The 22725-nt window shown below is 72.0% G+C and carries 19 protein-coding genes and 1 pseudogene; 11 read left to right on the top strand and 9 right to left on the bottom strand.

What is annotated here, in order from left to right; genetic code table 11:
* Positions 1-164: 164 nt before the first annotated feature.
* The 4 genes from V4Y04_RS03740 to V4Y04_RS03725 form a co-directional block, all read right to left on the bottom strand.
* On the bottom strand, positions 165-1274 hold the full coding sequence (locus tag V4Y04_RS03740; RefSeq protein ID WP_332425823.1) for a GDSL-type esterase/lipase family protein: 1110 nt from the start codon (positions 1272-1274) through the stop codon (positions 165-167).
* 256 nt (positions 1275-1530) lie between these two features.
* Positions 1531-3024, bottom strand: coding sequence for a tripartite tricarboxylate transporter permease (locus tag V4Y04_RS03735; protein ID WP_332425822.1), 1494 nt, complete (start codon positions 3022-3024; stop codon positions 1531-1533).
* 1 nt (position 3025) lies between these two features.
* On the bottom strand, positions 3026-3562 hold the full coding sequence (locus tag V4Y04_RS03730) for a tripartite tricarboxylate transporter TctB family protein (RefSeq protein WP_332425821.1): 537 nt from the start codon (positions 3560-3562) through the stop codon (positions 3026-3028).
* Positions 3559-4542, bottom strand: a complete 984-nt coding sequence (locus V4Y04_RS03725; protein WP_332432697.1) for a Bug family tripartite tricarboxylate transporter substrate binding protein — start codon at positions 4540-4542, stop codon at positions 3559-3561. Before V4Y04_RS03725 ends, V4Y04_RS03730 begins: the two co-directional genes overlap by 4 nt.
* Positions 4543-4941: 399 nt before the next feature.
* Here V4Y04_RS03725 and V4Y04_RS03720 point away from each other — a divergent pair, with 399 nt between their 5' ends.
* The 4 genes from V4Y04_RS03720 to V4Y04_RS03705 all read left to right on the top strand — a co-directional run bounded on the left by V4Y04_RS03720 (position 4942) and on the right by V4Y04_RS03705 (position 9087).
* Complete coding sequence (locus V4Y04_RS03720) at positions 4942-6795, top strand: sensor histidine kinase (protein ID WP_332432696.1); 1854 nt, start codon at positions 4942-4944, stop codon at positions 6793-6795.
* Complete coding sequence (locus V4Y04_RS03715; protein WP_332425819.1) at positions 6792-7625, top strand: response regulator; 834 nt, start codon at positions 6792-6794, stop codon at positions 7623-7625. Before V4Y04_RS03720 ends, V4Y04_RS03715 begins: the two co-directional genes overlap by 4 nt.
* Positions 7626-7810: 185 nt before the next feature.
* On the top strand, positions 7811-8926 hold the full coding sequence (locus V4Y04_RS03710; protein ID WP_332425817.1) for a Gfo/Idh/MocA family protein: 1116 nt from the start codon (positions 7811-7813) through the stop codon (positions 8924-8926).
* Positions 8923-9087, top strand: a complete 165-nt coding sequence (locus tag V4Y04_RS03705) for a hypothetical protein (RefSeq protein WP_332425815.1) — start codon at positions 8923-8925, stop codon at positions 9085-9087. Before V4Y04_RS03710 ends, V4Y04_RS03705 begins: the two co-directional genes overlap by 4 nt.
* Positions 9088-9128: 41 nt before the next feature.
* Here the strand turns inward: V4Y04_RS03705 and V4Y04_RS03700 are convergent, their stop codons facing one another.
* From V4Y04_RS03700 to V4Y04_RS03690, 3 genes are all read right to left on the bottom strand, one after another.
* Positions 9129-9794, bottom strand: a complete 666-nt coding sequence (locus tag V4Y04_RS03700) for a phosphatase PAP2 family protein (RefSeq protein WP_332425813.1) — start codon at positions 9792-9794, stop codon at positions 9129-9131.
* Positions 9795-10071: 277 nt separating this feature from the next.
* Positions 10072-11907, bottom strand: a complete 1836-nt coding sequence (locus V4Y04_RS03695; RefSeq protein WP_332425811.1) for a glycoside hydrolase family 15 protein — start codon at positions 11905-11907, stop codon at positions 10072-10074.
* Positions 11908-12372: 465 nt separating this feature from the next.
* Entirely contained in the window at positions 12373-13515 is a 1143-nt protein-coding gene (locus V4Y04_RS03690) for a methyltransferase (protein WP_332425810.1), read from the bottom strand.
* Positions 13516-13600: 85 nt separating this feature from the next.
* On the opposite strand from V4Y04_RS03690, the gene V4Y04_RS03685 reads away from it, so the two are divergent.
* From V4Y04_RS03685 to V4Y04_RS03660, 6 genes and pseudogenes are all read left to right on the top strand, one after another.
* Positions 13601-14293 carry an alpha-ketoglutarate-dependent dioxygenase AlkB family protein gene (locus tag V4Y04_RS03685; RefSeq protein ID WP_332425809.1) on the top strand — a complete coding sequence of 231 codons (693 nt, stop codon included), beginning with the start codon at positions 13601-13603 and terminating at the stop codon, positions 14291-14293.
* The gene (locus V4Y04_RS03680) at positions 14290-15528 is read left to right on the top strand and encodes an ROK family protein (RefSeq protein ID WP_332425808.1); all 1239 of its coding nucleotides are present in this window, start codon (positions 14290-14292) and stop codon (positions 15526-15528) included. Before V4Y04_RS03685 ends, V4Y04_RS03680 begins: the two co-directional genes overlap by 4 nt.
* A gap of 466 nt (positions 15529-15994) precedes the next feature.
* A complete protein-coding gene (locus V4Y04_RS03675; RefSeq protein WP_332425806.1) occupies positions 15995-16882 on the top strand; it encodes an NAD(P)-dependent oxidoreductase in 888 nt (295 codons plus the stop codon).
* A 126-nt stretch (positions 16883-17008) separates the two neighbouring features.
* Positions 17009-17431, top strand: coding sequence for a PPOX class F420-dependent oxidoreductase (locus tag V4Y04_RS03670; protein ID WP_332425804.1), 423 nt, complete (start codon positions 17009-17011; stop codon positions 17429-17431).
* A gap of 292 nt (positions 17432-17723) precedes the next feature.
* Positions 17724-19418: an ISAzo13 family transposase gene (locus tag V4Y04_RS03665; RefSeq protein ID WP_443079942.1), complete on the top strand. Its 1695-nt coding sequence runs from the start codon at positions 17724-17726 to the stop codon at positions 19416-19418.
* Positions 19419-19528: 110 nt separating this feature from the next.
* Positions 19529-19821, top strand: a pseudogene (locus V4Y04_RS03660) (SHOCT domain-containing protein).
* 317 nt (positions 19822-20138) lie between these two features.
* On the opposite strand, the gene V4Y04_RS03655 reads toward V4Y04_RS03660, so the two are convergent.
* Complete coding sequence (locus V4Y04_RS03655; protein ID WP_332425802.1) at positions 20139-20684, bottom strand: ATP-binding protein; 546 nt, start codon at positions 20682-20684, stop codon at positions 20139-20141.
* Between the two features lie 195 nt (positions 20685-20879).
* Positions 20880-21203, bottom strand: coding sequence for a hypothetical protein (locus V4Y04_RS03650; protein WP_332425800.1), 324 nt, complete (start codon positions 21201-21203; stop codon positions 20880-20882).
* Between the two features lie 364 nt (positions 21204-21567).
* Here V4Y04_RS03650 and V4Y04_RS03645 point away from each other — a divergent pair, with 364 nt between their 5' ends.
* Entirely contained in the window at positions 21568-22710 is a 1143-nt protein-coding gene (locus V4Y04_RS03645) for a PLP-dependent cysteine synthase family protein (protein ID WP_332425798.1), read from the top strand.
* Positions 22711-22725 lie beyond the last annotated feature (15 nt).

Genomic DNA, 22725 nt, shown 5'->3' with positions numbered 1-22725 from the left:
ATAGGGGCCGGTTCGGGGCCGGTCCCGGATTCGGTCCTGGTTCGTTTCCGTGCCGTGGTTCATGAGAGTGCGTCATGTGTGCTGTGGGGGTGCGGAGCGTGCGCCGGTGCGGCTGCTGTGCGGAGGAGCTGTTGTGCAGGGGACTGCTGTATGTGCGCCGTGGGTCAAAAGGGTGCGGTGGCCGTGCAGTCGACGGTTGCCGCCGGAGCCCCGGACGTTGCCGGGGTGCTCGCGATGAAGCCGAAGGAAGTGCTCGCGCCGGGAGCCAGGGCGCCGTTCCAGCCCGCGTCGGTGACGGTCGCCGTGCCGTCGTCGACAGTGCCGAGGGTGCCGCCCCATACCTGGGTCAGCCGCGCGCCGTCGGCCGGTGCGACCGTCACGGTCCAGCCGGTGAGCGCGACGGCGGAGGTGTTTTGTACCGTCACTTCGGCCTGATAGCCGCCCTGCCAGGCCGAACCGGCCCGGAACGACGCGGTGCAGGTGGCGTCGTCACCGGGGCCGCCCGGATCGCCCGGGTCGCCGGGATCACCGGGGCCGCCCTGATCGAGGGCGGCTGCCAGGGCGGGGTACCAGCGGGCGGCGATCTTCTCGTTGCCGGCGTCGCCCGGGTGTACACCGTCGTAGGTGTCGGCGGCGGTGTCGAAGCCCGTCCACTGGTCGACCACGGCCACCGGGGAACGGGCGGTACTCGTCTCCGCGGCCCACCCGGGAATCCGCGCGTTGAGGTCGGCGACGCGCTGGGCGCAGCCGGTGCAGCCGGCGGGGTTCATCGGGATGATCTGGGCGACCAGGAGCCGCGTGTCCGGGTTGGCCGCCCGCATCTGAGTCACCAGTTCGGTGTAGGCGGCGAGGATACGGTCGGGGGAGATGCCGCTCCAGACATCGTTCGTACCGAAGTGCATGACAACGATGTCCGGCCGGGTCGCCGCCAGCCGTCCGGGCAGCAGGTTCTGGTCGGCGAGGTTGGTCACCAGTTCGCCGCCGTGACCCTCGTTGTCGCCGTCGTACGCCATGCCGCACCCCTGGCCGGGGAGGGTGCCCACGAAGTCGATGTCCGTGTGGCCGGCGTCCAGCAACCGGTTCCACAGCAGGGCCCGCCAGCAGCCCGGTGAGCCGGTGATCGAGTCGCCCAGCGGCATGATGCGGACGGGGGCCGCGTCCGGCGCGGCGGCCGCGCGTGGTGCGAAGGGGGGAGTGAGGGTGAGGCCGAGCGGAAGGAGCAGAGCGGTCAGTACGAGTAGAGCTCGTAACGGTAAGTGGCCGATGACGCGCATGGTGTTCCCTTCTCCAGGCGACGTGGGAGCGCTCCCATAAGGACATGAAGTCACCTTGTCAGTGACGCGTCAAGAGGTTGAGGTGAGGGAGTACCGGGTGTGGTGGTGCCCGTACGGTCGGCCCGGTGGAGTGCGCGCGTTCGCTCCATCGGGTGTCGTGCGGTTGGCCTCCACGGGTTCCATGCATCTCATGGGCGTGGCGCACATGTGCGCCACGCCCATGAGATGTCCTCGGGGGAGAATCCCGCGACCGGGATCAGCGCTCGGCGCGCCGGCGGGTCACCATCTTCTTCAACAGCGGCCAGGCCAGCAGCAACGCGACGATCACGTACACGGTGACCGAGAAGGGTGTGTTGACCAGGCCCGAGACACCGCCGTCACTGATCTGCAGCGCGCGACGGAGCTGCTGCTCGGCGGCCGGGCCGAGGATGACGGCGATGATGGCGGGCAGGACCGGCAGACCGTATCTCCGCATACCGAAGCCGATCAGGCCGATGATCAGCAGGATCACCAGATCGATCACCTCGCCACCGACCGCGTACGCGCCGATCGCCGCGAAGAACAGGATCCCGGCGTAGAGGTACGGCCGCGGGATGCGCAGCAGCTTCGCCCACACCGGTGCCAGTGGCAGGTTGAGGGCGAGCAGCAGCACCATGCCGACGAACAGCGAGGCGATGAGGCCCCACACCAGGTCGGGTTCCCGTTCGAAGAGCAGCGGACCCGGCTGAATGCCGTACTGCTGGAAGGCGGCCAGCATCACCGCCGCGACCGCGGTGGTCGGCAGACCCAGCGTCAGCATGGACACCAGCGTGCCGGCCGCCGAGGCGGACGCCGCCGACTCCGGCCCCGCCACGCCCTCGATGGCGCCCTTGCCCCACTCGTCCTTGTGCTTGGACAGCCGCTTTTCCGTGACGTACGACAGGAACGTCGGGATCTCCGCGCCGCCTGCCGGGATCGCGCCGAACGGGAAGCCGATGAACGGGCCGCGCGCCCAGGACTTCCACGTGCGCCGCACATCGCCGCGGCTCAGCCACGGCAGGCCCACCGGAATCGGCTCGGGCGGCCTGCGCCGCAGATGCGCGGCGACCCACAGCGCCTCTCCGATGGCGAACAGGCCCACCGCGACGATCACCACGTCGATGCCGTCGGCCAGTTGGAGGGAGCCGAAGGTCAGCCGCTGCTGGCCGGTCATCCGGTCCAGGCCCACCAGACCGATCGTCAGGCCGATCAGCAGTGAGGCCAGCCCCCGGATCCGCGACGAACCCAGGACCGACGTCACGGCGATGAACGCCAGCACCATGATGGCGAAGTAGTCCGGAGCGCCGATGTCCACGGCGAGTTCGGCGACCGCCGGCGCCAGCACGACCAGCAGAATCGTGCCGACCATGCCGCCCGCGAAGTGACCGATCGCGGCGGCCGCCAGTGCCTGCGCACCACGGCCCGACTTGGCCATGGGGTTGCCCTCCATGGCCGCCACCACGGCGGCGCTCTCTCCGGGTGTGTTCAGCAGGATCGAGGTGGTCGAACCACCGAACATCGCACCGTAGTAGATCCCCGCGAACATGATGAACGCGCCGATCGGCTCAAGTCCGTACGTCACCGGCAGTAGCAACGCCACCGCCATCGCCGGACCGATACCGGGCAGCACGCCGATCGCGGTGCCCAGCAGTACACCGATCGCGGCCCACAGCAGGTTGACCGGGGTCAGCGCGGTACCGAAGCCGTCCAGAAGGGAGTTGAGGGCGTTCACGTCACAGCACTCCCATCAGTGGACCACCGGGCAGCGGCACTCCGAGCAGGTTGTTGAACACGGTGTAGGCGACGAGGGAGACGGTCGCGGCGATCAGCGGGTCGCGGTCGAATCTGCGGCTGCCGAGGGCGAAGGCGGCCCCCCAGAAGAGCAGTGCGCCGGCCACGGGGAAGCCGAGCGGTTCGATGAGCACGGCCGAGCCGAGGAACACCCCGGTGAGCAGCAGCACCGTGCGCCAGTCGGCGGGTTCGGACAGGTCGACGTCCTCGCCGGTCTCGGCCCGGCCCCGCCCGCCGCGCATGACGTCCACCGCGAGCAGGGCGGCGACTGCGAGGAGTCCGGCGCCGACCACGACGGGCACCGTCTTCGGCCCGACGGGGCCGCGCTGGGTGATGTCGACGTCCATGGTGAGGGCATCGGCCAGAACGAGCACGCCGAGTACCAACAGCAATACGCAAACACCGAGTTCGGAGTGGTCGCGCAGCCAGGATCGCTGTTCGGCGGGCGCGGGGGACAGGCCGGTGGTCGGTGTCGTCACAGTCCGAGCTCCTTCAGAACGGACACCACGCGCGTGTCCTCGGCGTCCAGGAAGTCGCCGAACTCCTCACCCGTCAGGAAGGCGTCGTCCCAGCCGTTCTGCTTCATGGACGCGCGCCATTCATCCGAGTCGTGCAGCTTCTCCACCAGAGTGATGAGTTGGTCGCGCTCGGCGTCGGTCAGACCGGGAGGGGCCACGATGCCCCGCCAGTTGGTGAAGCTCACGTCGTATCCCGCCTCCTGCAGTGTGGGCGCGTCCAGCCCGGGGACCCGCTCGGGTCCGGTGACCGCGAGCAGGCGCAGCTCGCCCGCCTTGATCTGGTCGAGGTACTCGCCCACACCGGACACGCCGAACCCGACCTTGTCGCCGAGGATCGAGGCGAGCAGTTCGCCACCACCGTCGAACGGGATGTAGTTGACCTGCTTCGGGGCTATCCCGGCGGCCCGCGCCATCAGCATCGGCGCGAGATGGTCGGGCCCGCCGGGCGAGGAGCCGCCGCCCACCGGCACCTTGCCGGGGCTCTCCTTCCAGGCACCGATCAGGTCGTCGATCGTCTTGTAAGGGGAGTCCTTGGCGACCACGACGACGTCCTGCTCCTCGGTGAGCCGGGCGACAGGGGTGGTGTCGGCGAGGGTCTTCGGCGCGCCGTTGGACCGGACGGCGCCGACGACACCCAGGCCCATCGACATGGCGAGCTTGCCGTTGCCGTGCTCGCTCACCAGCCTGCTGAGACCGACGGTGCCGCCGGCGCCGGGCAGGTTGAACACCTCGATGTTGTGGGTGAGTCCGGCGTCCTCGGCGTTCTTCGCGGCCGTACGGGCCGTGATGTCGTAACCGCCGCCGGGCGTGTTGGGAACCATGAAGCGCAGGCCCGGTATCTGTGTGCCGGTCTCGGTGCCGCTGCCGGTCGTGAGCAGCGGCGGACCCACGAGTACCAGCGCGGCGGCCCCGAACAGGGCCAGGGGGATGCGCAGGCGCACGAATGCCACCACCTGTCGGTCGATCGTCTGGGGGTCACGCAGAGCCCTGTGGGGTGGGTGACGTGCGCCATATGGTGCACGCGCACCGCCCGGCTGTCCCGCTTGCGGAACCAACGGAGGTTCTGGTCATTGCGTCAGCGCCTCTTCGCCTCTTCGCCTCTTCGCCTCTTCGCCTCGTCGGGTCGGCGCGTCGCAGGGCGCTCCGGTGTCCGCCTGCACACGTTCACCTGGGAACATCCCTTCCCGTGAGACGCGGGTGGGCGCCATGATGGGGCGCCCGCCGCCCGCGCCGCACCTCGTCGTGCCCGTCGGGGCACGGGGCATCGCCGGCCGGAGAGTCCGTCGGCAAGGAGAGCCCGTCGGCAGGTGAGTCCGGCGGCAGGAGAGATCGGGTACGTCGTGGCCGTCACCTTCCGTCGTCAGACCCTCGCGGGCGAGATGCTGGTGCTCCAGCTCGCCATCGTCGTGATGGTTCTGCTGGCGGTCGCCGCGGTCTCCCTGGCGCAGTCGGAGGCGACCTTCAACCGGGTCGAGGGCCGTCGGGTCGGCGCGCTCGCCGAACAGCTGGCCGCGAACCCGCTGGTGCGCAACCGGCTGGTGCGGCCGGTGCCCGGGGAGGCCCTGGCCGCGCTGGTGAACTCCACCCAGACCCAGTCCGGGGTCACCTCGGTGACCGTGGCCGGCCCGGACGGCCGGATCGTCGCCTCCACGAATCCCACGGTGATCGGCGGGCAGCTGCCCCCGGGGGACGGCGCCGTGCGCGGTCGCGGCTGGTCGGGCCCGCTGACGCTCGACGGCAGCCGTGAACGGGTCGCCCAGGTGCCGGTCCTCGGCGCGACCCAGGACAACCTGGGGCGCCACCTCGGCACGGTGATGATCGGCGCGGCCGACCCGACGGTGTGGCAGCGGCTCAGTGGCGCCTCCTCGTACCTGCTGGCCTACCTGGGTATCGCCAGCGGGCTCGGGGTGGCCGGCTCCTGGCTGCTCGCGCGACGCGTCAAGCGGCAGAGCCTGGGCCTGGAGCCGCGCGAGATCGCGGGACTCGCCGAACACCGCGAAGCCATGCTGTACGGCATCGCCGAGGGCGTGGTCGCCCTCGACCCGCAGCACCGGCTCACCCTCGTCAACGAGATGGGCCGACGGCTGCTGGCCCTGCCCGAGGACTGCGTGGGCCAGAGCCTGGACGCCCTCGGTATCGACGGGCGGCTGCGGGACGTGCTCGCCGGGACGCAGCACGAAGCGGGGGACCGGACACCGCACCGGGCAGGCGATCGGCCGCAGGGGGATGACGGTGATCGGTCGCAGGGGAATGACGGTGATCGGTCGCAGGCCCGGGGGAGTGACCGGCCGCGGCCCCGGGCGGGTGCCCGGCCGCCGCACGAGGCGGGCCGGCGGCGCGACGAGGTCGTCGTCCGAAACGGCCGGGTGCTGGTGATGAACCGGATGACCGTCGCCAAGGACGGGCGCTCCCTCGGCTCGGTCACCACCCTGCGGGACCGCACCGAACTCGCCCGGCTGGAACGGGAGATCGGGTCCTTCCGCAGCTCCTCCGAGCTGCTGCGCGCCCAGGCCCACGAGTTCGCCAACCAACTGCACACGATCTCCGGGCTCATCCAGATCGGTGAACAGGACGAGGTCGTGCGCTACATCCGGGCCTTGAGCCGGCGCCGCCAGTCCCTCGACGTCACGCTGAGCCGGCGGGTGCGGGACACGGCCCTCGCCGCCCTGCTGACGGCGAAGGCCTCGCTCGCCGCCGAACGCAGGGTGGCCCTGCGCATCTCCGACAGCACCGCCCTGGACCCGCTCGCCCCCGAGGACGCCGCCGACGTGGCGACGGTCGTGGGCAACCTCGTGGACAACGCGGTGGACGCGGCGGCGGCCACCGGGGGCGTCCCCGGGGCCGGGGACGACGGACATGAGGCAGGGGGTGACGGGCGGGGGACCAGGGACGACGGACATGAGGCCTGGGTCGAGGTCGAGCTGCGCCACGACGCCGCCAGCGTGGAGATCGTCGTCCGTGACTCCGGCCCCGGCGTCGCCCCCGAGCTGGCCCGGGAGGTCTTCCAGCACGGCTTCACGACCAAGGCCGCCCAGGAGGGTGAGCGCGGTATAGGCCTGGCGCTCACCCGTCTCGTCTGCGAACGTCACGGCGGTGAGATCTCGGTGACCAACACCCCGGAGGGTGCGATGTTCACCGCCCGCATGACCGTCAGCCACCTCGCCGACGCGGTGGCGGAAGGAGCCGGCCGATGACCAGCACACATGGCGAGCACGCGGGGTCCGCGCGCGCCGGTGCGATCGACGTGCTCGTGGTCGACGACGACTTCATGGTCGCCCGGGTGCACCGCGCCTTCGTCGAACGCGTTGAGGGATTCCGGGTCGTCGGCGTCGCCGGCACCGGCGAGCAGGCGGTCACCGCGGTGGACGGGCTCCGTCCCGATCTGGTCCTGCTCGACCTGTATCTGCCGGACCTGTTCGGCCTCGACGTGATTCCCCGGCTGCGCAGCGCCGGCCACGACTGCGACGTGATGGTCATCAGCGCCGCGCGGGAGGCCGACGCGGTGCGCGGTGCGGTCAGGCAGGGGGTCGTCGACTATCTGCTGAAGCCGTTCGACTCCGAGGATCTGCGGGCGCGGCTGGAGCGGTACGCCGTCCGGCGCGGCCGGCTGCTCGGCGCGGTCGTGCGGGGCCAGGCCGATATCGACCGGGTCCTGGCCGGAGCGAAGGCACCGATGGCCACGGCGCCGGCGCTGCCCAAGGGCATGAGCGTGGAGACCGCCGAACTCGTCGAGCGCGTCCTGCGCGAGGCCGACGGCACGCTGTCGGCCACCGAGTGCGCCGCCCTCACCGGTGTCTCCAGGGTCAGTGCCCGCCGCTACCTGGAGCACTTCCACGCCGTGGGCAGGGCCGAGGTCTCCCTGCGGTACGGGGCGGCGGGGCGGCCGGAACGCCGCTACCGGTTCCTGGGACTGCCGAAGGACCGGCCCGGCCGGGGGGTCCGGCGGCAGCCCGAACCGCAGGCCGGCGGGCAGGTCGGTGGGCAGACCGGCGGGCTCCGGTCGGGTGGCGGGGTGCGGCGGTAGAGGTATGGGCCGGCGCCCCGGCGCGACCTCGTGCGGGGCGAACCCGCCCACGGTGCGGGGTTGTCCCCGTCTGCGCCCGGATCTAGGGTCGAGCAGCGGGTGCAAGCGCTTTCTAGATGCTCGGCGAGGACTCCTCCGGGAGCCCGTCGGCAGCGTGTGCCCGCCGACCGTTCGGAGGAGTGCCGATGTCCCTGCCCCCTGTCCGCCGCCGAGTCGCCGTCGTCGGCACCGGCGCCATCGTCGCCGACAGCCACCTGCCGGCGCTGCGGGCCCACGCCGACCGCACCGAACTCGTGGCCGCAGTCGATGTGGACCCGGGCCGGCTCGAGGCTTTTGGGGAACTGGCCGGCGAGCAGATCGCCGGGTACGCCTCGATGGACGCGATGCTCGACGCGGTACGCCCCGACCTGGTGCTGATCGGAACGCCGCCGTCGCTGCACCGGGAGCAGACGGTGGCCTCGCTCCGGGCCGGCGCCTGGGTGCTGTGTGAGAAGCCGCTGTGCCTGTCGCTCGCCGAGTACGACGAGATCGCGGCGGCGGAGGACGCGTCGGACGCGTACGCCTCCGTGATCTTCCAGCACCGCTACGGTTCGGGCTCCGTCCACGCCCGGGAGCTGATCGCGAGCGGCGCGCTGGGTACCCCGCTGGTCGCGCACTGCCAGACCACCTGGCACCGGGACGCCGCGTACTACGCCGTCCCCTGGCGCGGGCGGTGGGCCACCGAGGGCGGCGGGCCGACGATGGGGCACGGCATCCACCAGTACGACCTGCTGCTCCATCTCCTCGGCCCGTGGGAGGAGATACGGGCCATGGCGGGCCGGCTCGTCCACGACACCGAGAGCGAGGACGTCTCCACCGCCCTGGTCCGCTTCCGCGGCGGCGCCCTCGCCACCGTCGTCAACAGCGTGCTCTCGCCGGACGAGGTGAGCCGCGTCCGCGTGGACTGCGCCGACGCCACGGTCGAGCTCACCCACCTGTACGGACACCGCAACGACGACTGGTCGTACACCCCGGCGCGGCACGTCCCCGCCGAACGCGCCGCCGCCTGGCACATCCCGCCGCACGACGTACCCAGCTCGCACACGGCCCAGCTCGGCGCCCTCCTCGACGCCTACGACGCCGGGGTCCGGCCGCCGGGCAGCGGCCAGGAGGCCCGGGCCACCCTCGAGTTCGCCGCAGCCCTGTACAAGGCCGCGTTCACCGGCCACCCGGTGCGGGCCGGCGAGATCGCGGCCGGCGACCCCTTCCACACGGCCATGCACGGCGGCCACCCCGACTGGGCCCCGAAGGGGCACGCATGAGCGCCCGCGCAGAGCACGCCGAGCGTGCCACCCGCGGTCTCCGCGTCGGCCGCACCCGCGGTGAGGCCGCCACGGCCGCTTCCGCGGGCGGCACGGAGAGCCTGTGCCACGTCCACCGCCCCGGCGCCGACGCCTTCGAGTCCCGCAAGCCGTACGAGTGAACGACCGGGCCTTCGGTGGCAGTACCCGGGACGGATGCCGGTCACTGACTCCACGTCGGTCTCGAGTTCCCGTACGAGTGGGGGAGACGGGCCGATGCCACGGCGAGGGCGGTGGCCGCGCTCGCGATGCCGAGAACCGCGCCGGCGGCGACATCACCCGGGTAGTGCACGCCCGTATGGATGCGTGAGTAGCCGACCGCGCCGGCCAGTGCGCCGAGCGGGACGGAGGCGGTGGGCAGGACCGTACCGACGGCGGTGGCGAAGGCGACCGCCGACGCGGTGTGCCCGGACGGGAAGGAGGCCGATGTCGGCATCGGGACGTGCCGGTCCACGGTCACCCGGGCCGCCTCCCGGTCCGGCCGGTCCCTGCGGACGAGGCGCTTGCCGAGGATGTTGGCCGAGGCCGACGCCACCGCTATGGCCCCGACCCCGACGAGCGCGGCCCGGCGCGACCGCGACCCGCCCAGGGCGAGGGCGCCGGCGACGGCGAACGAGATCTTCGAGTGGTCGGCGGCGTGCGAGAGACGGCGCAGCGCCCGGTCGAGGGTGGGGGTGGGGGTGGCGGCCACCGCCGCGTACAGGGCGCCGTCGACGGACCTGAGATCACTGAGGACGGCGGACACCACCCGGCGGAGGCCGTCGGCAGGGGGCACAGGCGTCGTGAGCGGGCGGGCTCCGCCCTGGTCGGTGGTGGTCGGCTCGCTCATTCGTCTCTCCCGCGGTGGTGTGGTGGAGCAGGGTCCGCGCGTCCGGGGCCCGCTGGGCACACCCGCGCCGCGGACCGGGAATCACCAGGTGCCCACGGTACGCGTGGTCAGCCCGGTATGTTCGCGCACCCCGCCGCCGCGCCCGGCGGCCGTACCGCACCTGCCTGCCCGGAGCGGTTCGGACGCACCGGACACCGGCACCTCGGATCATCCCGGCGACGGCGACGGCGACGGCGACGGCTATGGCGGCCAAGGCGAAGGCCACGGCCACTGAACCTCAGCCCAGAGCGCGGTCCAGGTTGAACGCGGCGCTGATCAGCGAGAGATGCGTGAACGCCTGCGGAAAGTTGCCCTGCTGTTCCCCGCTGTGGCTGATCTCCTCGGCGTACAGGCCGAGATGGTTGGCGTACGTCAGCATCTTCTCGAAGGCGAGGGACGCCTCGTCGAGCCGGCCGGCCCGGGTCAGCGCCTCGACGTACCAGAACGTGCAGATGGAGAACGTGCCCTCGGCGCCGTGCAGGCCGTCCGGGCTCGTCCGCGGGTCGTACCGGTAGACCAGGGAGTCCGACACCAGGTCCTCGGTGAGGGAGTCCAGGGTGGACAGCCACTTCGGGTCGGTCGGCGCGATGAACTTCGCCAACGGCATCATCAGTACCGCCGCATCCAGCACATCGCTTCCCTCGTGCTGCACGAAGGCCCGGCGCGTATCGGACCAGCCATGGCTCATGATGCGCCGGTAGACGGCGTCGCGGCTCGTCTGCCAGTGGGGGAGGTCGGCGGGCAGCCCGCGCCGATGGGCCATGCGGATGGCCCGCTCGATCGCCACCCAGCACATCAGCCGTGAGTAGAGGAAGTTCTTGCGCCCGCCGCGCGTCTCCCAGATCCCCTCGTCGGGCTGGTCCCAGTGCGCGCACACCCAGTCCACCAGTGCGCACACATGGTCCCACTGCTCGCTGGAAACCGGCTCGGCCCATTTGTCGTACAGGTAGACGGAGTCGATCAACGCCCCGTAGATGTCGAGTTGCAACTGGTCGGACGCCGCGTTGCCGACCCGCACCGGTGCCGAGCCCCGGTACCCCTCCAGATGTCCGAGCTCGCGCTCGGACAGGTCGGTGCGGCCGTCGATGCCGTACATGATCTGCAGAGGGCCGGAGGGGCGGTCGGCACCCGGGCTGATGTGCCGGGACACGAACCCCATGAACGCCGCGGCCTCCTCGGAGAAGCCCAGCCGCAGCAGCGCGTATACGCAGAAGGCCGCGTCCCGCACCCATACGTACCGGTAGTCCCAGTTGCGCTCCCCGCCGAGCTCCTCCGGCAGACTCGTCGTGGGCGCCGCCACGATCGCCCCGGTCGGCGCGTAGGTGAGCAGCTTCAGGGTGAGGGCGGAGCGGTGCACCATCTCCCGCCAGCGGCCGCGGTAGCGCGAGGAGGACAGCCAGCGCCGCCAGTACCGCACGGTCTCACCGAACTGGTCCTCCGCCTCCCGCTGCGCGCAGCGGCGGGGGGACACCTCACCACCGACCTGGTCCAGGGCGAACACCGCCGTCTCGCCCTCGGCGAGCTTGAAGTCGGCCCACGCGTCCGGGCCGTCCGCCTCCAGGGGGACGGTCGAGGTGAGTGCGAGGGACAGCGCCTCGGAGGCGAACAGCGCCATGCCGTCGGTCAACCGCAGGGTGTGCGGCCGGGTGCCGTACTCGAATCTCGGAGCCGCCCGCATCCGGAACGGCAGGGACCCGCGTACACACACCACCCGCCGGATCAGCCGGTGCCGGCCCGCCTCGGCCGACTCCCCGGCGACGGGCATGAAGTCCTGCACCTCACCCACGCCGTCCTCGGTGAAGAACCTGGTGATCAGGACGTTGGTGTCCGGGAAGTAGAACTGCCGGGTACGCGCCGGTACGGCCGCCGCCAGCTCGAAGCAGCCGCCGCGCTCGGCATCCAGGATCGCGCCGAACACGCTCGGCGCGTCGAAGTCCGGACAGCAGTACCAGTCGATGGTGCCGTTGGTCCCCACCAGCGCCACACTGCGCAGGTCGCCGATCAGCCCGTGATCGGCGATCGGCACGTACCGGCGCCCGCCGGACACACCCCGCTCCTCGGCCGTCCCGTCCATCACAGCCTCCCTGCTCCGGCCCGCGCCGCCGTACCGCGACCCGGCCCGCGTGGCCGCACTGCCAGCCTAGGGCGTGTTTCGAAGGTCCCGCCTGCCCCGCGGCGTCCGGCACGCACTCCCCCAAGCTCTTCGAGCAGGGGGGACCCCAACCGCGTTGTCGGGGTCGCCCACGTACACCCGGTACACGGGCGACCCTCCGCCTTGCGATCGCACGCTCCCCCAAGCTCTCGGCTCCGCTCGAGCAGGGGGACCCCGATGACACCGCGGGGCCCGCCCTCCGGGCGGCCGACGCTACTCCGGGACCACCGGGACCACCGGGACCAGTGGGCACCCTCCAGGCCCCACCCGCCCCCGCCCGGACCATGACGGTCATCCGTTCCACCGTGACCGCTCCGGCCAGGAGCGAGCGGTGGACGCCCCGGTCCGGCCGGGTACGGCCCGGCCCCGGCCCCGGGGAAATCCGTCCTACCGCTTCACGGCCTTCAGCACGACGAACTTCCGGTCGCTCGCGACCACTTCGCTGTTCCCGAACAACCGTCGCAGCTTCACGTGGTAGCCCAGATGCCGGTTGCCGACCACCCACAGCTCACCACCGGGCCGCAGGGCACGCCGGGCACCGGTGAACATGCGCCGGGCGCCGGCGTCGCTGGTCGCCTGGTGGGAGTGGAACGGCGGATTGTTGAGCACCAGGTCGACACTGGAGTCCGGCACGCCCGTCAGGCCGTCGCCGACCCGGAACTCGGCATGCCCCGGTACGCCGTTGGCCCGGTACGTAGCCTGCGCGGACGCCACCGCCTGGAACGACTCGTCCACGAACAGCACCTCGACTCGCGGATCGGCCAGCGCCACCGCCGTACCGACGACGCCGTTGCCGCACCCGAGGTCCACCACCCGAAGACCCGGCCGGTCCGACGGCGGCCGCGGCAGATGCCGGAGGAAGAACCGGGTGCCGATGTCGAGCCGGTCCGCGCAGAAGACCCCCGCGTGGTTGACGACGGTCCGTCCGGAGACCGCGCCGATGTCCTCGGGCAGCCGATAGCTGTACGGCCAGGAGGTGGCGGGACGCACCAGTGCCGGATCCGGTGTGCAGAGGATCAGCCGCGCCTTCTTCTCGGCGAGGGAGGTCCGGGTGGGGCCGATGATCCGCTCGAAGAGATTCAGCGTCGAGGTGTGGATCTCCTTCACCATGCCGGTGCCGACGACGACCGTGCCGGCGTGCACCGCGGGTGCCAGCCGCAGCAACTGGTCCTCCAGCAGCGCCAGGCTCTTGGGCACCCGCACCAGCAGCACGTCGATCCGGTCCGGCGGCGGGTCCTGCGTGGTGAGCAGCGGGACCGTACCCGGCTCGACACCGGCCCGCGCCAGGTTCGCGCGGGTGGCCTCCTGCCCCAGCCAGGAGTCGGTGATCTGCGTCGGCCGGTACGCGGCGAGCGCCGTGACGAGGGCCCCCCACCGGTCCCCGACGACCACGACCGTGCCGTCCAGCGGCACCTCTTCCCGGTCGAGATGCCCGAGCAGGTACTCGTCGGACGCGTCCCAGGCGCGCAGCCCGTCGCGGGGATCCTCGGGGAAGCGGGCCAGGACCGGCGCACCCCACGCAGTCGTCATACGGTCGTTCATCGTGCGACCAGGCTAGCCGAGCCCCGAACCGGTCCGTGCCGGGCAGGAGAGGCCGTCGGGCAGGATGGATTCCATGGACGGCGAGCTCTTCCCCCGGCCCCGCGCCGAGGTCGCGCCCGGCGCGGTGCACGTGCCGGACTGGCTGGACGCCCGGACACAGCGCACCCTGCTCGACGCGTGCCGCGCGTGGGCCCGCCCGCCCGCCGGACTGCGCACGGTCCGCACACCCGGCGGTGGCACGATGACCGCCCGGCAGGTGTGCCTGGGATGGCACTGGTACCCGTACGGCTATGCGCGCACCGTCGTCGACGGCGACGGCGCCCCGGTCAAGCCGTTCCCCGCCCGCCTCGGCGAACTGGGCCGCCGCGCGGTGACCGACGCGCTCGGCCCGGACGCGGCGCCGGCGGGGACCGCGTACGACATCGCCCTGATCAACTTCTACGACGCCGACGCCCGCATGGGCATGCACCGTGACGGGGACGAGGAGAGCGACGCGCCCGTGGTGTCGCTGAGCCTCGGCGACACCTGCGTCTTCCGCTTCGGCAATCCCCGGGCCCGGACCCGCCCCTACACGGACGTCGAACTGCGCAGCGGTGACCTTTTCGTCTTCGGCGGGCCGTCGCGGGCGGCGTATCACGGGGTCCCGCGCGTGCACGCGGGCACGGCGCCGCCGGAGCTGGGGCTGAATGGCAGGCTGAACATCACACTCCGGGTCAGCGGCCGGTCACCGGACGCGGTCGCGATCATGGGAGAATCGCCCTCATGAGAGGGACGGCGGACCCCCGGCCGACGGGGGAAGGAACCACCTCGAGGACACGGCTGGACCGAGGGCGCGGTGCGCTCGGTCCCGCGCTGGAGCTCGTGCACACCGGGCGTGCGCCGACCCGCGCGGTGCTCACCGCGGAGCTGGGCGTGACGCGGGCGACGGCCGGTGCGGTCGCCGCCGAACTCGAGGCGCTCGGCCTGATCCGGGTCGACGCGCGGCCCGGCGCCGCGGCCGGCTCCCAGGGCCGCCCCTCGCACCGGCTCTCGGTGGCCGAGGACGGTCCGGTGGCGCTGGCCGCGCAGGTGCACGCCGACGGCTTCCGGGCCGCCCTGGTCGGCCTCGGCGGCCGGATCGTGGCCACCGCCCCCGGTTGTGAGGTCGTCGACGCCGACCCGGCGAAGGTGCTCGGCTCCGTCGTCGCGGCCGGCGCGGACCTGCTCCGGGAGACCGGACGCCGCTGCGTCGGAGCGGGGCTCGCCGTACCGTCCGCGATGGCGGAACCCGAAGGGCTGGCACTCAACCCGATGCACCTCGCCTGGCCCGCGGGAGCCGCGGTCAGGGAGATCTTCGCCGAGCGGGTGCGCGCCGCCGGCCTCGACGGCCCCGCCTTCGCCGGCAACGACGTCAACCTCGCCGCCCTCGCCGAACACCGGCACGGCGCCGGGCGCGGCGCGCGCGACCTGCTGTGCGTGGCCACCGGCCACCGGGGCGTCGGCGGCGCGCTGGTGCTCGACGGCCGTCTGCACACCGGCAGTTCCGGCCTCGCCCTGGAGGTCGGCCACGTCCCCGTCAACCCAGGGGGCCGGCCCTGCCACTGCGGCAGCCGGGGCTGTCTCGACGTGGAGGCGGACCCGCTGGCCCTCCTCACCGCGGCCGGACGTGAACCCGGCCCCGAGGTGTCCCTTCTGAAGCAGGCCGACACGCTGATCCGCGAGCACTACGACGACCCTGCCGTCCGTTCCGCCGTCGCCACCCTCGTCGACCGCCTGGGGCTGGGCCTCGCCGGCCTGGTGAACATCCTCAACCCGGACAGGATCATCCTCGGCGGCCTGCACGGCACCCTCCTGGCCGCCGCCCCCGACCGGCTGCGCGCCGTCGTCGCCGACCGCAGTCTGTGGGGCCGCAGCGGTGGCGTCCCCATTCTGGCGTGCACGCTGGCTCACAACAGCCTGGCCGGAGCCGCCGAACTCGCCTGGCAGCCGGTCCTGGACGACCCGCTGGGGACCCTGGCGTAGCGGGCGGACGGGACGGCGGATCATGCCGAAGACGCGGGGGCCGGCACGCCCTCCCCGAGCTCTTCGAACAGGGCCCCATCGCGTCGGCGCACTCCTCCGCCGTGCGGCTGAACGCACCGGCTCCCGTTCGCCCCGGCTGGACGGATACCGCCGGTCACCTCCGACTTGATCCGCCGGACAGGCCCTGGCGGGCGGACGGGACGGCGGACGCCCGTGCCGACAGGCGCACCCTGAGCCGGCTGTCGCACAATGACCAAGACGTACGAACGGGGCGCATGCGCGGCTCCTGCGCGAGCGCCGGAGCAACGGGCCGTGCCAACGGGTTGTGCGTAGACGGACGGGTGGTACGTACGGGCCGTGCGAACGGGTGGTACGCGAGGACCGTACGCGCGGGCCGCGGGAACAGGTGGCGCGAACCGGTCCGGGGGTGCGTCCCGGACCGGCCGATCGACAGAAAGCCGAGGTCATGACCGACGAGCTCACCGTGAGCGTCCTGGGCACCGGCATCATGGGTGCGGCGATGGCCCGCAACCTCGCCCGTGCCGGCCACACCGTCCACGTCTGGAACCGCACCCGTGCCAAGGCCGACCCGCTCGTGGCCGACGGCGCGCACATCGCCGGCACCCCCGCCGAGGCGGTCGAGTCCGCCGATGTCGTCCTGACCATGCTGTACGACGGTTCCGCCACCCTGGAGACGATGCGGCTGGCCGCACCCGCGCTGCGGCGCGGAAGCGTCTGGGCGCAGTCCACCACCGCCGGTCTCGAGGGTGTCGCCGAGCTGGCCGGCTTCGCGCGCGAGCACGGTCTGCTCTTCTACGACGCCCCGGTGCTGGGCACCCGTCAGCCCGCCGAGGCGGGACAGCTGACCGTGCTCGCCGCCGGACCGGCCGAGGGCCGGGACACGGTGACGCCGGTGTTCGACGCCGTCGGCTCCCGCACCGTGTGGACCGGGGAGGACGGAGCGGACGGCAGCGCCACCCGCCTCAAGCTGGTGGTCAACAGCTGGGTCCTGGCGGCCACATCGGCGGTGGGTGAGACCCTCGCCCTGGCCAAGGCGCTGGACGTCGAGCCCGACGGCTTCTTCGACCTCATCGCCGGTGGCCCGCTCGACATGGGCTACCTGCGGGCCAAGGCGGGGCTGATCCTCGACGGGCGGCTGTCCCCGGCCCAGTTCGCCGTGAACACCGCGGCCAAGGACGCCCGTCTGATCGTCCGGGCCGGCGAACAGCACGGTGTACGTCTGGACGTGGCCGCGGCCGGCGCCGAACGCCTGGAACGTGCCGCCGCCCAGGGGCACGGTGACGAGGACATGGCCGCCGCCTACTACGCCGGCTTCGACGAACCCCCCGCCTGAACGGCCGCCCCGGCCGCCCGCCCCGCCCGCCCGTGCCGCCGCCCTCAGCGTCCGCCGCATCCCCTCCCGAGCACCCGTACGCGCCAACGTCCGGGGACCTGTCCGAAGACCCTCCGAGGAGTCCGTATGTCCAAGCCCCCGCTGCCCCCCGAGGCCGACGCCCTGCTGGGCCGCCCCAATCCCTGTGTCATGGCCACCCTCCGCTCCGACGGCACGCCCGTCTCCACGCCCACCTGGTACGTGTGGGAGGACGGTCGCGTGCTGATCAGCCTGGACGAGGGCCGGGTACGCCTGAAGCACCTGCGCCGCGACCCGCGCGTCACTCTCACGGTGCTGGCCGATGACGACTGGTACACCCACGTCACCCTCATCGGCCGCGTTGTCGAGCTGAACGACGACGAGGGCCTGGCCGACATCGACCGTATCTCCCGGCACTACACCGGCAACCCGTACCCGGACCGGGTGCGGGCGCGGGTCAGCGCCTGGATCGAGGTCGAACGCTGGCACGGCTGGGGCGCGATGAAGGACAGCTCCCAGGCGTCCACCTGAGCCCCGGCTGCCCGGAGCGGAACGGGCTTCCCCCGGGGGCTGCCCCACGACGCCCCCGGGGGAGCCGGTTCCGCCCCTCGGGGCCGCCCGGTCGGACAGCCGTTGTGCTGCACGTACCGGCAGGTACAGCACTCCGGACGGACGGAAGCAGGCGTCGCCGTCCGGCGTACTTCCCCTGAGGTACGCACAGTGCCGCCGGCCGTACGACGACCCGGTACCCGCTCGGGAGCCGTAATTTAACTACTGCCGGATTCGGGTCAATATCTCGGTTCTGTGTGGTAGTTGAGCTGTTGTGGCGATTCCGGATGAAGTCCTGGCGGTACTGGATACGAAGTTCGCGGCGGTGCTGCCGCATCTGGACGAGCGGCAGCGCCGTCTGTATCTGGCTTCCGAGGCCGAGGCGCTGGGGCATGGAGGGATCGCGGCCGTGGCCAGGCTGGCGGAGGTCTCGGAGTCGACCGTCGCACGAGGGCGTGAGGAACTCGCGGGCGGAACACAGGCGTTGGGGCGGGTGCGCAGACCCGGCGGCGGGCGCAAGTCTGCCGCCGAGCGCGATCCCGGTCTGGTGGCGGCTCTCGAGTTGTTGATCGAGCCGCGTGAGGTGGGTGATCCGGTGTCCCCGCTGCGCTGGACCACTGCCTCGCTGCGGGACTTGTCCCGGGAGTTGACCGATGCCGGTCATCCGGTCAGCGCCCCAGTGGTCGGCAGCCTACTGCGTGCGATGGGCTTCAGCCTGCAGGGCATGGCCAAGACTCAAGCCGGCAGTCAGGTGCCCGACCGAGACGCCCAGTTCCGTCACATCAACACCGCCGCCGAACGCTTCCTGGCGGGGGGCCTGCCGGTGGTGAGCGTGGACACGAAACAGAAGGAACCGATCGGCGACTTCGCCCGGCCCGGCCGCACCTACCGCCCCAAAGGCCAGCCGATCACCGCCCCGGACCACGACTTCGTCGGCCCCGACACCCCGGTCGCCATTCCGTACGGCATCTACGACCTGGGGCGCGACAGCGGCTGGGTAAACGTGGGCACCGACCGAAACACCGCCGCCTTCGCGGTGGAGTCCCTGCGCCGCTGGTGGAAGATCCAAGGGCGCCTCGACTACCCCAGCGTGGACCGCTTGCTGGTCACCGCCGATTCCGGAGGGGCCAACTCGGCCGACTCCCGCCTGTTCAAGATGGGCCTGGCCGACTTCGCAGACGAGTGCGGACTGAGCATCACCGTCATGCACTTCCCGCCAGGTACTTCAAAATGGAACAAAGTGGAACACCGGCTGTTCTCCCGGATCACCCACAGCCTGCGCGGGCAGCCTCTGACCAGCTACGAAGTGCTGCTGGAGACCATCTCAGCCACCCGCACCAGCACCGGACTGACCGTTCATGCCGCACTGGACGAGAATGCTTACCCCACCGGCCGCGTGCTCACCCGAGCTGAACGCAAGAGCGCCGAGCGGCGGGTCAAACGGGACGAGTTCCACGGCGAGTGGAACTACACCATCGCCCCGCAGGACCCCGACCAGCAGCTTCCGGAAGATCCACGCGACGAGTCGGGACCTCCGGTCCCGACCGAGGCCACCTTCCTCCTCACCCACCCCGCACTCACGGGCATGCCCCGAGAACAGTTCGAACAGCTCGTGCTCCAGCTCGAACCATGCCAACAGGTCCTGACCGAAGTCGAACGCCAGAGCGCAGGCAGGGACGGCCGCGGCCGCAACCCCGGCTTCGGCACCCTCGATCACCGCCACCGCGTCCTGGTCGCCGTGCTCCGCAGCCGCAACACCGTCACCCTGACCCTCGCGGCCGAGCTGATGGGCCGCAAGCGCAACGTGCTGAGTTACCACGCCGGGAGGTCCAAGCCGATGCTGGCCTTCGCCGGGCCCGAACTCGCCAGAGTCCTCGTCTTCCGCCGGACCCGCCCTCCCCGCACGCTCGAAGCCTTGAAGCGCGTGATCGAGCACCACGACAACGAGATCAACTCCGGCAGTAGTTAAATTACGGCTCCTCGGGGACGATTCTCGGAAGCGAAGCAGCACAACGACGCGTCACGACGCTTCGTACGACGACGGGACGTCGGCGCGCGCATCCGAGGAGTTGAACGGCCATGCAGACCCTGGCGCACTTCGGCGACGGCGGGCCCGGCCCGTGGATCCTGCTCTTCCCCTGATCCGGGCCCTGGCCATCGGCGGTGGCATCGCCCTGCTGCGCCGCACGGTGTGGCACGGACGCCGCGGACGCGGACACGGCCCTGGCGGGCCCGCAGTGGCGGACAACTCGCCCATCGCGGTGCTCGGTCACCGCTTCGCCTCCGGCGAGATCGACGAGGACGAGTACTGGTGGCGGCTGTCCGTCCTGGACGAGGAGTTCGGCCGGCACGGCAAGGGCGGTGAGGTATGACAGCAGGAGGAACCACGACCCCGCTGTGCCGCGACCGGGCGGGTTTCGGGGTCCGGACGTGGTCGCCCCCGTCTGCCGTGGCGGAGGGCAGGCAGTACGTGGTCGATCGGCCTCGGGGGCGGCGCGGCGGAGACCGCGTGACGCTCGCCCCGGTCCACACGCCGCCGGCGACGGCCGACTCGTCACGTCCTGGGCGCAGTCGGTACGCCGACCCCGGCGGTCCGCGTTCCCGTCCGTGAACGGGGTCGGCTCCGGGCCGTGGGCCGGAGCGGGGCCGCCGGGTGGGGCACCGGGTACGGGAGGTGGGCACCGCCCGGTCAGCCGACAACGGCGGACCGGGCGGGAGCGGGTTCGGAGCGGCGGTCCTCGATGGCGTGCTCGACGAGCGTGACCTCCGCGAACCGGTGCGCGGCGTGCTCACCGGTGGTGATCCGCGGATAGTGGTCCCAGTCCGCGACGGGAGCCGCGGACGGCGCCGGCAGCGTGAACCACACGACCTTGCCGGACTCGCCGTCAGGCAGGGCGCCCCAGCTCTCGCTCATCGCGGCCACCATCGCGAGCCCGCGCCCACAGGTGGCGAGCGGAGCCGCGTCCCCGACGACCGGCAGCCGCGGGTCGTGGTCGTGCACCGAGACCTTGAGCCGGTCGAGCAGCACCTCCAGCTCGACCGTGCAGGTCTTGTCGGGCTGGGCGTGCCGGTGGACGTTGGACAACAGCTCGGTCACACCGAGCGAGGCCCGGTCTATCAAGGTGTCCATATGCCAGTAGCGCAATTGCGCAGATACGATTCTGCGGACCTGGCCGATCCGCGACGGCAGAGCCTGGAGCTCCACCGTGCAGTGTCTGCTTGGGTGAGTGATCACAGCTGCGACTCCCCGGTGTCAGGCCCGGACGGGCGCCCGGAAGAACACGGAGTACGGATCCAGCAGGGTGCCTGCGTGACATGACCGCCTGCTGTCGTGGCCGGCGGGCTGGTTCGCAGCGTTATCGCCGGTAAACCCAGAGTGACGTGAGAATAGCGTGACGCAGGGCCTGGGGCGGCGCAACTCGCGGGCATCTCAGGTGCCGCGCCCCGATGCCCGGCGTACGGCCTCGATGAAGCGGCGCGCCGCGGGCGGCCCCGGCTCACCCGGCGCCGGGTCGTGGTCGCCCAGAGTCAGCAGGTAGCGGTGGCCGTTGAGGTCGGCCAGGGCGCGGCCACCCGGGGTGAACCAGGGCCGGGAGGCACGCACGGCCTGCACCGGCGCGCTGTCGATCTCGCTTCCGTAGCTGGTGAGCAGCTCGAGCCTGCCGTCACTGATCCGGACCTCTCCGGCCCGGGTGAGCGACCGCAGCCGCCTGCCGATCCGCACGCCCCTGGCCGTGAACTCCAGCTCGGCCATGCCACTCGCCCCCTTGTGCGCGTCTGCGCACGTCGGTGTACCGGACCGTGCTCCGCGGGCCGGCCCATGTCCTGCTCCAGTGTGCTCCCGTCCGGGACTTCGCTTCGCGGGAAGTCTGCCCGTCCCCGCCGCTGAGCACCAGTGCGCACGTTCCCCTTCCGGGGGCGTCCGAAGCATTCGCGCGAATGCGCCCCCCGCAGTCGCGTGCCGGATGCCGGAAGGTGGCGCCAAGGTGGGCCCCAGGCCTTCCTTTGAGCTCCCCAAAGGGGCGTTTATGCAGGTGGGAGGTGGTTCATGGGGTTCTATGATCGGTGTGCCGGCCGCGCGGGACGCCGTCGGCGCGCTCAGCGTAAGGAGCCCTGTCGTGAGCACTCCCCAGCAGTCCCCACCACCCCGTCACACCTTGGACGGGACCACCCTCGACGCCGACCACAGTGACCCCGGCTACCGCGACTGGCTGAAAGAAGCCGTGCGCAGGGTCCAGGCCGACGCCAACCGGTCGGCCGACACCCACCTGCTGCGTTTCCCGCTGCCGGACCGGTGGGGCGTGCACCTCTATCTCAAGGACGAGTCGACGCACCCGACCGGCAGCCTCAAGCACCGGCTCGCCCGCTCCCTCTTCCTCTACGGACTGTGCAATGGCTGGATCCGTCCGGGCCGCCCGGTGATCGAGGCCTCCAGCGGCTCGACCGCCGTGTCCGAGGCGTACTTCGCGAAGCTGATCGGGGTGCCCTTCATCGCCGTCATGCCGCGCACGACGAGCGCCGAGAAGTGCCGCCTGATCGAGTTCCACGGCGGCCGGTGCCACTTCGTGGACGACCCACGCGCCATGTACGAGGCGTCGGCCGCCCTCGCGGCGGAGACCGGCGGCCACTACATGGACCAGTTCACCTACGCCGAACGCGCCACGGACTGGCGGGGAAACAACAACATCGCCGAATCCACCTTTCGCCAGCTGAGGTCGGAGCCCCATCCGGAGCCCGCCTGGATCGTCGCCACGGCCGGCACCGGCGGTACCTCGGCGACCTTCGCCCGCTACGTCCACTACATGCAGTACGACACCCGCATCTGTGTCGCCGACCCCGAGAACTCCTGCTTCTTCGAGGGCTGGACCACCGGCGATCCGGACGTCACCTGCGACCGGGGCTCCCGCATCGAGGGCATCGGCCGGCCCCGGATGGAACCGAGTTTCGTGCCCGGCGCGATCGACCGGATGATGAAGGTCCCCGACGCGGCCGCCGTCGCCGCCGTACGCTCCCTGGAGCAGGCGATCGGCCGCAAGGCGGGCGGCTCCACCGGCACCGGGTTGTGGAGCGCGTTGAAGATCGTCGCCGAGATGGTGGCCGAGGGGCGGCCGGGGAGCGTGGTGACGCTGCTGTGCGACCCGGGGGACCGCTACCTCGACAAGTACTATTCGGACGCCTGGCTGGCCGCCCAGGGCCTGGACGTCGCTCCGTACACGGCGACGATCGAGACGCTGCTGCGGACAGGAGCCTGGCCGGGCTGACGGCGACCGCCGCGC

It is taken from the genome of Streptomyces sp. P9-A2 (assembly GCF_036634175.1).
Lineage (GTDB): Bacteria > Actinomycetota > Actinomycetes > Streptomycetales > Streptomycetaceae > Streptomyces > Streptomyces pratens.
The sequence above is the reverse complement of the archived record's forward strand: the minus strand, read 5'-3'. Positions and strand labels throughout refer to the sequence as shown.